This window comes from Sporosarcina aquimarina, from assembly GCF_019748715.1.
GTDB classification, from domain to species: Bacteria; Bacillota; Bacilli; order Bacillales_A; family Planococcaceae; genus Sporosarcina; species Sporosarcina newyorkensis.
Genome location: NZ_JACLBZ010000025.1, coordinates 1 through 12,154 on the forward strand (window position 1 = coordinate 1; position 12,154 = coordinate 12,154).

A 12,154-nucleotide genomic window follows, 5' to 3' on the forward strand; every position below is an offset into this window, starting at 1 on the left:
TTTGAACTCTAACTTTTGGGGTGCACGTCATGATCAACCGAGTACTGCTGTTTTTTTGTTGGAACCTTGTGTGGAATTCATGAATTTAATTTTCCTTTACGAAGCATGAGGTGTAAAAGATGTTTGACAGACTATACATCTTATTTTATACTGGTGTCAAATAAGTTTTACACTAACTAGAAATTAAGGGTGCTGTTTTTATGGAAAATAAAATAAAAGAATATCGTGAAAAAAAGGGGATTTCTCAAGGAGGTTTAGCAGATCTATGTAATGTGAGCAGGCAAACGATTAATGCAATTGAGAATAACAAATATGATCCCAGCTTACAATTAGCTTTTAATCTTGCGAAGACTTTAGGTGTTACAGTCGATGATTTATTTTTGAGTGAAGGGGAGATTGAAAAATGAAAACTCGAAAATTAGGCGCCATTATAATTGGAACTGCTACTTTGATTGTGGTCGGCTATTCCATTTTTAAATTTATTACCGAGAGAGAGTTTGGGTTCAATGAAGTGATAACAATCGGGGCGTTGTTGATGATGTTTTTCTCTGCAATTACTTGGGGGAATAAAGAAGAGAAAGACGGAATATTGCCAGAGGAAGAGCTTGGGCAAATGATTATGGAGAAAAGTTCAAAAGTAAGTTATTTTGTTCTAGTATTCTTTATTTTGATAGCCGTGGCTGCCGATAAAATGGTAAATGGTACAGTGAATATTTTTCTATTAGGTATTTTAGGTTTAGCGATGGTGATCTTGCCGTTTGTTGAATTTTTGATCGCCAAAAAATACCAATGGGTCTGTTAATTTATGGATAACTTCATTTGATTCTCATAGTTTTGTATTTAAATGCTTATCCATATAAAGAAATTTTTGTTTTACTAAAATTGCAAATATATTAAAATGTATTGACTTTTCTAATCACTCTTTGCTAAGTTATTATGTATACATAATAATCAGTGACGAGAAAGAGTAAGAGAAGAACCCTGTTCTCCAGAGAGTCGGCGTTTGGTGAAAGTCGATGGGCAGATCTTATCCGAAAATCATCTCCGAGATGCAAAGTTGAAAATAGTAAACTTTGACGGTTTTCCACCGTTAAATGGAGCGCGTATGATAGTACGCTGACTGAGAGTCGGATTGTTTCTTTTTAATGAAACGTGCGGAATATGGGTGGTATCGCGAGCATAAACTCGTCCCTATTTAGGGGCGGGTTTTTTTATGTGAAAAATAGAGGAGCGGTGCATCATGATAAACAAAGACAACATACGAGGTGGATTAAGTTGAGTAGGAAGAATGTGTTTTTTGCTGGGTTTATGCTTTTTTCTTTATTTTTCGGGGCGGGAAATCTTATCTTTCCGCCACTCCTTGGTTTAGAATCGGGGAGCAATTTTGGACCAGCGATTGCCGGTTTTCTCATCACGGGAGTCCTGCTTCCATTCATGGCGATCATGGCAATTGCCTTGTCTGATAACGGATTACTATCGATGGGAAGCCGAGTACATCGTATGTTTGGCATGGTTTTTGCAATTATTATCTATATGTCAATCGGGGCTTTTTATGGTATACCAAGAGCCTCCAACGTAGCGTACGAGCTGGGTTTCAAACAAGTCTTTCATGCCCAAGGATGGTTCCCGCTGCTTGTGTTCTCCTTGTTATTTTTTGTATTGACTTATTTTATCAGCTTGAATCCTAAGAAAATCGTTGATCGGATCGGTCAGCTCTTAACACCTATTTTATTGCTAGTTTTAGGTATGTTAGTTGTTCAGGCTTTTGTTAAATTCGATAACATCGCCTCTTCACCAGAAGGGGATTATGTATCAATTCCATTTGTTAAAGGATTCTTGGAAGGATATTTTACAATGGACGCGGTCGCCGCTTTGGCATTCGGAATTGTTGTGATCAATGCCTTGAAAGATAAAGGTGCGAAATCCAAGTCAGAACTGGTTAAAGGTGCATTTGGAGCTGCTTTCATAGCTGGACTTGGACTGGCTATTGTTTATTTCTCCCTAGGATGGATCGGCAGAGTGATACCGAAGAATAACAGTTTTGAAAATGGTGCAGAAATCTTAACCGAAGCTGCAAAGTTATTGTTCCCAAGCGGCGGTGGTTTTCTATTTGGTTTAATTGTAATATTGGCATGCCTGACGACTTGTGTCGGTCTGATTAACGCTTGTTCGAGATTCTTTAATGAAATATATCCAAAGCTAAGTTACCAGGCATATGTCGCTATTTTCGTATTGACCGGCTTGGTCGTGTCTAATTTGGGATTAAACTTAATTCTTGAATTGGCAACGCCTTTATTGGTGTTTATTTATCCGATTGCTATAGTCTTGGTTATACTTTCTTTATTTCAGCATTTTGCGGGTGGAGGCAAGATGATGTACCGGCTTTCGGTAATCGTGACCTCAATTTATGCGTTATACCAAGTATTGATCAGTCTCGGTTTTAAACTTGACGTCTTAACTAGTTTGCTGGGAGTAGCCCCATTCTTTGAACGAGGGCTGGGCTGGGTCTTGCCTGCGTTTGTTGCTGCCTTGGTTGGATATGTAATGGATAAGTCCGGCCGGCAAGTTCGCGAATGAAATGAAAGAACCGATTGGAGTAGGAGGGCCCTAGTTTATCCTTCCACAGGTTTATATTGTGGATTTTTAAGTATAGATGAAGCCTGCTGTCTCAATGTAATGCAAGATAGCAGGCTTTTATCAATTACACGTGTGCCCTACTTTATTTATCTTCTAAATAAACATCAAATTCTTTAACATACACTGCGTTTCCTGTTATTTCAATATCGTAGGACTCATTGTTTTTCGTAACATTCACCATGACCCTGCCGTCTTTTTCAATTTCATGACCTTGTTCTACTATAATATTTAGGGATTCTTCAAATCTGTCGCTTTTTATGTATTTGGCAAAAAATGCACCCATTACCCCCGAAGCAGTGCCTGTTACTGCGTCCTCCACAGTACCTGAAAACGGCGAGGAGAAATGTCGAGCATGCATATCAGCATCAGAGTCATATGCTTCCGTACAAAATGGATGAACAGAGGATTTTGGTATTTCTTTTAAGATAGCAGGAAAAACATTATTATTTGGTTTCATTCGTTTAAATGCCTCAAGATGTTTTATTGGAATTAATAGCGTCCAATTACCTGTGCTGCCATATAGGATAGGTAAGTCTCCATCGATATCTGATTCATTTAATCCTATTGAACTAGCTAAATCTTCTCTGGAACCGTTGAATTCATTAAATAGGGGAGAGGCTTGTTTCATTGTTATAAAAGTTTCACCTTCCGTAGATAATTTAACGTTTATTGGTAAAATTCCTGCCTTTGTTTCAATTGTGAAATTCGTTTTTTCATCTAATAAACCTTTTGATATTAATGAATAAACAGTTGCCATTGTCGCGTGACCACATAAGTTCATTTCGTGTCCGGGTGTAAAAAAACGTATTCTAAAGTCAGCAACTTCCGACTTAACCGGAAATGCTGTCTCATTAAACCCCACTTTGAAAGCAATTTCTTGCATTTGAGCATCCGTCAATTCATCCCCATTTAATACTACTCCCGCAGCATTTCCCTTATTAGGCTCTTTACTAAACGCATCGTAATGATAAACCTTTATAGATTTCACAACACATTCCTCCGCTGGTGATATTAAGATTCTTTATATTTTACCCTTACTACTTTCCGAATTATTCTTCTCATGTTTACAATGATTGTTATCGGCTAAGGTATGTCTTGGGTTAGCATTCAATCTCATCTGATTAAATTAGCGAATAGCATCTTATGAAGAAGGGAGGAAGGTCCTCTTTAACCTTCCTCCCTAGTTATTTTCTGATTACCCAATTAGTTTACTTGCCTGCATGTCGGTTCTGACCGTGGGAACGATATAATCCTTTCCCGAACGGCAGCCACCAATTCCATTTGCCGAACAGCTTCATCAGACTCGGTACGAGCAACAATCGGATGATTGTCGCATCGATCGCTACTGCAATGGCGATTCCGACACCGATCTGTTTCACTGGCATGACGTCCGTAAAGGCGAAAGCTCCAGTCAAGACGATCATGATGAGTGCAGCGGACGTAATGACTTTACTCGTTGTTGCGAGTCCTTCTACAGTCGATTTATCGTTATCAAATGAATAAGAGAACTCTTCCTGCATCCGCGAAATTAAGAATACTTCATAGTCCATGCTCAACCCAAACACTAAGCTAAAGACGATGACCGGAATAATGAGCGCGACCGTTCCAGGGTGCAAGCCGAAATGGCCGTACTGGAAAATATACACGAGTATTCCGAACGTAGCGGACAACCCTAGAATATTCATCAAAATCGCTTTGATTGGGATGATTAAGGAACGGAAAGCGAACATCAAGATGAAGAATGTTGAAACTACAATGATGAGCAACACATAGACGATATGATCTGCGATTTCATCGAAGATCTCCTGATTGAAACGAGGCTCACCGCCAATCAATAAGTTCCAGTGCGTATCTTTAGCGGACCAGTTCCGAACCCAATCTTGTGCTTCATTGGAACTGCCGGAAGCATTCAGCGTAACAGGAACGAGCAATCTGTTGCCGTCTATAAAACTTTTCATGACAGGATTCAGCTGTTCGTCCATCCCCGGTGCCATCATCGACTGCTCCCATTGATCGGGGGTTTCGATGCCGCTTACCGTGAAAATCGTTGAAACATCTTGGACTAGAGGGTCTTCCGTCACTTGTTCTTCGAGTTTCTTCAAGTCAGCCAGTCCGTCTGAATTCTCCCAGCCGCCAGAACGCTCAGCCAACAAGAAAACTGTACTTTCATTATCCAAGCCAAATGTTTCTTGTATCTGTTCAAACGCCAGGCGTGTATCGAATGATTCCGGCAACGAATCAATCTGCGGAATCGTAAGCTCCATATTGCGCACAGGAATTAACGCGATCGCCAATAGAACAAAGGCGACAATTGCAATCGACACAGGTCGTTTAATCACTGCATTCGCAAATTTGCGCCAACCGTTTGCTTCTTCACCGCGATCCTTCAGCAATCGTCCTTTATGGATACGATCACCAAGCATCAATAGTACAGAAGGTAATAAAGTAAGCGAAGCAACGACCGCCATGCCGACAACGATCATCCCGCCAAGAGCGATATTTTCAAAGATATCGACTTTAATGAGCAACATTGCACCAAGTCCGATGAACACACAGACGGCAGAGAAGATAATCGAACGTCCTGCGGTCCGAATCGTCATGATCAAGGAATCGGAAAAGCTCCGCTTCTTCAACTCTTCCCGATAACGGCTAATGAACAATAAAGCAAAATCAATACTGAGCGCGAGACCGAGCATCGGCACGATATTCAGCACAAAAATAGACAAATCGACTTGATTGCCAAGTAGTGCGAGCACACCAAGCGAAGAAACGACCGTTCCGATCCCAACCAATAAAGGAACGACAGAAGCAACGACCGTCCCGAATGCAAACAGCAAGACGATAATGGCAATCGGCAATCCAATGGCCTCGGCAGTCATTAAGTCACGCTGACTTGCTTTGTTGATATCGTGTTCAAACGCGCCTCCGCCGGTTAACGTAATTCCTTTTTCGCCTTCGAATGATTCTCGAATATCGTCCACCACTTGCGGCATATCTTCGGGTTCTTTCTTAAATTGCAGCATCGCGTAGGAAAGCCCTTCTGAATACTGATCCTTTTCGTCCAAAGGAGAGACAATTTCAGATTTAATGTCAAGTGTGTCCAGCTTTGAAAGAGTGGATTTGATATCTTCATCGGACTTTTCGTCAAAAACTAAAAACAACGTCTCCGCAGGCAACCCAAAGTCCTCTGAGACAATCTTCATAACTTTTTCATGTTCACCGTCTACTCTGAAACCATCACCCGCGAGTAAACCGGGCAGTTGGATGGCGAAGTAGGTCATTACGCCAAACAGTAAAACCCAAAAGGCGAGAATCCATTTATAGGACTTCGTCACGAACTTTGCAAAGCTATGCACGATAATTCCTCCTATCTGTTCAAACCAATCTATGTAATGATCGATACGAGCCGAGATTGTAAGTTCAATGACTATCATAACGAAGAACTGCATGAAAGTCTTGCGTGATTAGTTGGAGAAACACAAAAAAACCACTCCCTAAAAGGAAGTGGTTTGTGAAGTTAAATTAGTTTTTAGTAACGTTAGTTGCTTGAAGTCCGCGTTGTCCTTGTTCGATTTCGAAAGACACGTCTTGACCTTCTTCAAGAGTTTTGAACCCGTCGCCTTGGATAGCGGAGAAGTGTACGAATACATCGTCGCCATCTTCACGTTCGATGAAGCCATAACCTTTTTCTGCGTTAAACCATTTTACTTTACCTTGTTCCATGTTTGTTTCCTCCTCGTGTACAGTTGTGTACACATTGTATTACTATCCTTGCTCAATTCTTGAAAACGGTCGAGATGAAATCGTAGACCAACGTCGAACAAAAATAATTCTTCTTTATCATAACAGGAAATATCAGACATTGCAAGTTAAAAGTTTACTTATAAGAAAAGCGCTAATGTTTTATAAACAATGGCCGCGACGACTGCGGAGATCGGCATGGTGATGACCCATGTCAAAACGATTGTTTGGGCGACTCCCCATTTTACACCTTTCAAGCGCTGTGCAGACCCAACCCCCATGATGGATGAGGAGATGACGTGCGTCGTGCTGACAGGCAGGTGAAGGAGTGTAGCTCCAAAAATGATCGCAGCTGAGTTCAAATCTGCCGCAATTCCGTGAATCGGCCGGATTTTCATGATTTTACCGCCGACCGTCTTGATAATTTTATAGCCGCCAATAGATGTTCCGATTCCCATCGAAGTGGCCGCAGCAATCCGTACCCAGAGCTGGATGTCATCTGATGTTTGCAGTTCGGCCGCAATGAGTGCCATCGTGATGATCCCCATCGCTTTTTGCGCATCATTCGTACCGTGCGTGAACGATTGGATCGCGGCGGTCCCGATTTGCATATAGCGAATTCGTTTATTCGCTTTGAATAAATTACGGTTCTTCAACAAAGCCCGCAGTATCGTCATGACGATAAAACCACCGACTAATGCAATGACCGGGGAAAGAATGAGCGCTTGGATAATCTTGATGAATCCACTGTAGTTCAGAATACCAAAGCCGGCCGCTGCAATGGCGGCGCCTGCAATGGAGCCGATCAAGGCATGGGAAGAACTGGAGGGTATTCCGAAATACCAAGTCACCAAGTTCCAGATGATGGCGGAAACGAGAGCCGCCAGAATGACAAGGGAACCATTTTCCAATAAAAAGGGGTCTACGATATCTTTCGTAATGGTTTTGGCTACTCCTGTAAAAGTCAGTGCCCCGACAAAGTTCATTGCTGCCGCCATCAAGATCGCAGTCCGTGGTTTCAATGCACGGGTAGAGACAGAAGTAGCAATGGCATTTGCTGTATCGTGAAAACCATTGATGAAGTCGAATGCTAAAGCAAATACAACAACGAGAATGGTTAATATGAGAATCATATCCATTAACTATTACTCCTCACGCGTTTCGCATTATGATCGTTTCAATAGTGTTCGCTACATCTTGGCAATAATCTGCGACTTCTTCGAGCAATTCGTACAGATCCTTCAATTGAATAATTCGGATAGGGTCTTTTTCTCGAATGAATAATTGTTTGATGGACGTCCGAAGCACGTCATCACACACGCGTTCATATTCTTTGATCTGCACGGCATGCGTCCGCATTTCGACGAGCTTCTTCTTCGTCAGAAGTTCCATCGCTTTGACGATTTCGTCTGTGCTTTTGACAATATTGCTCATGAACTTCTGCATGTATTCATCAATTTCAATAAGTGAAAACATCTCCAGATTACCGAGGAAATGCTCAATTCCATCCAAAATATCATCCATTTTTATCGCTAGCTGCAAGATATCTTCTCTTTCGATCGGAGTCATGAATGATGTATTGAGCTTGGTGATCAGCTCATGGATCAGTGTGTCACCAGCAGTCTCATAGGCTTTCATTTGAATGCTGACTTCTTTCAGATCAGCTATTGTTTCGACTTTGAAGTCATCCGCATAGTGCAACGATTCTTGTACGTGTTTTGCAATATCCAATAAAGCAGTGAAGAACGGATCGGGTTTTCGTGGACTTAACATGTATTTTCCTCCATCTATTGTTGGAATCGATTGTGTAACTAAATTTAGCGAGGGACTCTAGCTTGTGAAAGTGGTGAAAGGAATTTCAGGTTAAATACACCTTAGCGCATTTGATTTACTCATCATACCAAAATATTTGTATAAAAAGATAGCGAATCGTGTAGAATTTTGGCATTTATATTTATTCAGCAGAAGAGCCTTACTTCTATAGGTGGGTGGTGAGATGAATATGATCCAATTCCCTGTTCTGTGGGTGTTCAAACGCTCGCTGAACAATAGAAGTACACAGGCTAAGATCACCACATCCTGTGGCAAAGGTTAACTGACCTGCTTCACGCGGGCCTAAGCACAATTAAAAATCTGTACGCAATTACGCCGAAGCGTAATTGATGCAGAACTTCAGAAAATCTTAAGAAACATCCTTATGGTTCCTTAAGAAGCTATTTATATACTAGAAAGCAGTACAGTTATGGGAGGAAAGAATGTTGATTACAGTACAAGATATAAACCATTCATTTTTAATCGGTAGAAAAGGCAAGGAAAGCAATGTGCCAGTGCTGAAAAATATTTCATTTTCGGTGAAACAAGGTGAAATTGTCTCGATTGTCGGACGAAGCGGCTCAGGCAAATCGACGCTGCTTCATATATTGGCAGGTTTTTTAAAGCCGGACAGCGGAGAAATAGTAGTGAAGGATACGGTTACTTCTGTGTTTAATGAACAGCAAAGTGCACAGTTTCGACTTGAAAATTACGGCTTCATTTTTCAAAATTTCCAGCTCATGCCTGGTTTAACGGCATTCGAGAATGTTGAATTACCGCTGAAATTAAAGGGAATGAACCGTCATCAGCGTAAAGACAAAGTTCAGCAGTTAATGAAGCATGTTGGACTGCAATCCGTACAAGATCATTATCCGAATGAGTTGTCGGGAGGTCAGCAACAGCGTGTCAGTATTGCTCGAGCATTGATTACCGATCCGCCGATCATTTTTGCTGATGAACCAACAGGCAGTTTGGATTCCGAGACAGAGCAGGAAGTTTTGGAGCTCATCCAAACACTTAACGACACGCGTGATATCACGTTTGTCATCATTACACACGATGATGAAGTGGCTCAAAGAGCGGATCGCATGTATCGGATGCATGACGGGATTTTGACGGAAGAAGGTGTTCCGAATGCAGTTTAAAGATCAGATTGATTTCATTCGCCAACATATTAAGAAAAATAAATTGCGCGTTTTCATGACTGTCCTTGCCGCTACGATGGGTACTGCTTTTCTTATCGTTCTGGCATCTGTCGGCTTCGGGATTCATGATACAATGCGTAGTCTTATGTTGGAAAATCGCTTGGTTACGCAGATTGAAGTGTATTCCGATGACCTAGGAGCAGAGGAAGCAGAAGAAATGAAAGGGATCGACCATGTTAAAGCAGTTGTGATGCATCAGGGAGCGAATGCAATGCAGCAAGCATCGCTCGGGAAGTATACAACGCATGGAAATTTACTAGTTACGGACTTCAAGGAAGAGGCGAAAGTTGGGTTCGCCTTAGCGGAAGGGCGGCTACCGGAAAGTACCTACGAGGTTGTAGTAGGGAATGGATTCGCTGAAAGTTTAATAGACGAATCAGCTGCTGAAAAGCTAGCTGAAGCACTTCCTGAAGGGTCAGAGGAAGAGCCGGAAATCCCTTCGTATAAAGGAGAGTTGATCGGAAAGACGTTTACATATCAACTAGGAGATTACGGTACGGGCGAACTATATGATGATAAAACCGAGTTGACAATTGTTGGTGTCGCCAAAAAACCATCGAAGGACTGGTTAGTGGACAATAAAATTTATGCAGATGCTGCATTGATTCCAGAGCTTGAAAAAATCTATAAGCAAGATAAGAAGGAAGAGGTGACAGATCCACTATTCTCCAGCATGCTGTATGTCTACGCGGATGTTTTGGAAAACGTAAAGTCTGTCACGAGTGAACTGAAGGACCAAGGCTATAATGTCTATTCCATTTCAGAAGAACTGGACCAAATCGATGTGTTTTTCCTTGCGTTAAAAGCAGGTCTCGTTTTCGTCGGTACAATTGCCATATTGATTTCATCAATCGGGATATTCAACACAATGACGATGGCGGTGACGGAACGGACGCGGGAAATCGGCGTTATGAAGGCGATCGGTGCCCAGCCGAAACTCATCCAGCGACTCTTTTTGATGGAAAGTGCTTGGATCGGTGTTGTCGGGACTGTACTGGCGATCATCATTTCCTATGCCGTCAGCTTGGTTTCAAACTGGCTATTGCCAATTATTGTAGGAGCGGCTATCGGTGAAGAAGATTTTGCTGAACTAAATGTCACATTCTCAGTGATCCCATGGCAGCTCGTCGTCATAGCGTCAGCCATCAGCCTAACGGTGGCAATCGTCTCGGGCTGGAGACCAGCGAGAAAGGCTACGAGGATTGATGTGATTGATGCGTTGCGAAGAGAATTGTGAAGCGAAAAGTATGGTAGGGGAGGGAATGTGCGGTGCGCGGCCGGTTTGGTTCGTATGCCGGGACGTTTGGTTCGGTTCGGCTTGCTGAAGGTGCGGTCTTGGAGGGTATTGGTTCGGTCTAACGGTGTTTTGGCTCGGTGTGATGAGACTTTGGTGCGTTCCTTCGCTTTACCAGCTTGGTAACACGGGAAAAGGGCTGTACCTGAAAGTTCAGGACAGCCCTTGAATTCAAGATGATTTTATTTTGAAACTTCCAGCTCATGTTTTGGTGCTCCGTTCGCATCATCCGACCATAATCCATCCTCAGTGGCGGCAACGACGACGGAAGCGGAGGCATCGCCTAGAATGTTCACAGTTGTCCGGAACATATCAAGAATCCGATCAATTCCAGCAATCAGGGCGATTCCCTCTAATGGAATGTTGACGGAGCTTAGTACCATGGCAAGCATGATGACACCGGCGCCTGGAACTCCTGCTGCACCGATTGATGCTAACACAGCAGTCAGTACAACCATTAGAAGTTGTATTAACGATAATTCCAATCCATAGAATTGGGCGATGAAAACGACTGCCACCCCTTGGTAGATAGCTGTTCCGTCCATATTGATCGTAGCTCCGAGCGGAAGGACGAAGCTGCTGATTTTCTTCGGCACGCCTAAATTATCTTGAGTATTTTTTATCGTCACAGGCAATGTTCCGGCACTGCTGCATGTACTGAAAGCCACAATAGAAGCAGGAGCCATTCCTTTGAAAAATTTCATCGGGCTCATCTTGGCGAACTTTTTTACTGCCATCGAATAAACAAATAGAACATGTATAAAGCATGCAATGGCAACAGCTAGAATGACTTTTAATAATGGCATTAAAACACTTAATCCATATTCACCGACTACTGGTGCAACTAATCCTAAAATCCCGATTGGCGCGAACCACATGACGATGCCGGTAATTTTATACATGATTTCAGCAAAGCCTTCAAAAAATTGATAGACGGGCTTTGCTTTTTTTCCTACTAGCGTGATGGCCAGGCCGACGAAGATTGCAAAAAATATAATCTGTAAAATGTTGCCTGAAGAAAGAGCAGTAAAAGAATTCTCCGGTATGATGTTTAGTAAAGTAGCAATTACTCCATCTGTTTCATTCACTTGCGCAGCTGCTTCAGGAACGCTGATATTTACCCCTTTGCCAGGCGAAATGAGGTAGGCGAATGCTAATCCGATGGCAACCGCTATGGCGCTGGTCATTAAATAATAAGAGACGGTTTTAACTCCTATTCTTCCTAACTGCTTTGGATCTCCCGTACTTGCAACACCGACAACTAAAGAAGCGAGGATAAGCGGGGCAATGATGAATTTAATTAATCGTAGAAATAAGTCCCCGAGTGGCTTTATTACCTCAATGGACGGACCGAAGATAACCCCTAAAATAATTGCAATCCCAAAAGCAATGAAAATCTGCGCCATTAAATTCCCTTTTAATCTCACATTTCTCTCTCCTTTTCAAGTAGTTGTGAGCGCTTTCG

At 42.3% G+C, this 12,154-nt stretch carries 11 protein-coding genes and 1 other annotated feature; of the genes, 5 read left to right on the forward strand and 6 right to left on the reverse strand.

Features of this window, described 5'->3' with window-relative positions; genetic code table 11:
* The first annotated feature begins 200 nt into the window (after positions 1-200).
* From H7J92_RS12065 to brnQ, 3 genes are all read left to right on the forward strand, one after another.
* Positions 201-407, forward strand: coding sequence for a helix-turn-helix transcriptional regulator (locus tag H7J92_RS12065; protein ID WP_078817557.1), 207 nt, complete (start codon positions 201-203; stop codon positions 405-407).
* Positions 404-802 (forward strand): hypothetical protein, encoded by a 399-nt coding sequence (locus H7J92_RS12070; RefSeq protein ID WP_221837144.1) that lies wholly within the window; start codon positions 404-406, stop codon positions 800-802. Before H7J92_RS12065 ends, H7J92_RS12070 begins: the two co-directional genes overlap by 4 nt.
* A 143-nt stretch (positions 803-945) precedes the next feature.
* Positions 946-1,196: a binding site (T-box leader), on the forward strand.
* Between the two features lie 79 nt (positions 1,197-1,275).
* Positions 1,276-2,577, forward strand: coding sequence for a branched-chain amino acid transport system II carrier protein (brnQ, locus tag H7J92_RS12075; RefSeq protein WP_221837147.1), 1,302 nt, complete (start codon positions 1,276-1,278; stop codon positions 2,575-2,577).
* A 142-nt stretch (positions 2,578-2,719) separates the two neighbouring features.
* Here the strand turns inward: brnQ and H7J92_RS12080 are convergent, their stop codons facing one another.
* The 5 genes from H7J92_RS12080 to H7J92_RS12100 all read right to left on the reverse strand — a co-directional run bounded on the left by H7J92_RS12080 (position 2,720) and on the right by H7J92_RS12100 (position 8,151).
* Positions 2,720-3,625, reverse strand: a complete 906-nt coding sequence (locus tag H7J92_RS12080; RefSeq protein ID WP_221837149.1) for a PhzF family phenazine biosynthesis isomerase — start codon at positions 3,623-3,625, stop codon at positions 2,720-2,722.
* A gap of 220 nt (positions 3,626-3,845) precedes the next feature.
* Positions 3,846-5,993 (reverse strand): MMPL family transporter, encoded by a 2,148-nt coding sequence (locus tag H7J92_RS12085; protein WP_078817554.1) that lies wholly within the window; start codon positions 5,991-5,993, stop codon positions 3,846-3,848.
* 166 nt (positions 5,994-6,159) lie between these two features.
* Complete coding sequence (locus tag H7J92_RS12090; protein WP_009766462.1) at positions 6,160-6,360, reverse strand: cold-shock protein; 201 nt, start codon at positions 6,358-6,360, stop codon at positions 6,160-6,162.
* Between the two features lie 158 nt (positions 6,361-6,518).
* Positions 6,519-7,517, reverse strand: coding sequence for an inorganic phosphate transporter (locus H7J92_RS12095; protein ID WP_009766461.1), 999 nt, complete (start codon positions 7,515-7,517; stop codon positions 6,519-6,521).
* Positions 7,518-7,530: 13 nt separating this feature from the next.
* Positions 7,531-8,151: a DUF47 domain-containing protein gene (locus H7J92_RS12100; RefSeq protein ID WP_009766460.1), complete on the reverse strand. Its 621-nt coding sequence runs from the start codon at positions 8,149-8,151 to the stop codon at positions 7,531-7,533.
* Positions 8,152-8,636: 485 nt separating this feature from the next.
* Between H7J92_RS12100 and H7J92_RS12105 the strand changes: the two genes are divergently transcribed.
* Entirely contained in the window at positions 8,637-9,335 is a 699-nt protein-coding gene (locus H7J92_RS12105) for an ABC transporter ATP-binding protein (protein ID WP_040759045.1), read from the forward strand.
* Positions 9,325-10,632: an ABC transporter permease gene (locus H7J92_RS12110; RefSeq protein WP_009766458.1), complete on the forward strand. Its 1,308-nt coding sequence runs from the start codon at positions 9,325-9,327 to the stop codon at positions 10,630-10,632. The genes H7J92_RS12105 and H7J92_RS12110 overlap by 11 nt, the downstream gene beginning before the upstream one ends.
* A 239-nt stretch (positions 10,633-10,871) precedes the next feature.
* Here H7J92_RS12110 and H7J92_RS12115 read toward each other — a convergent pair whose 3' ends face one another.
* Positions 10,872-12,095, reverse strand: a complete 1,224-nt coding sequence (locus H7J92_RS12115; RefSeq protein ID WP_221837267.1) for a dicarboxylate/amino acid:cation symporter — start codon at positions 12,093-12,095, stop codon at positions 10,872-10,874.
* Between the last annotated feature and the right edge of the window lie 59 nt (positions 12,096-12,154).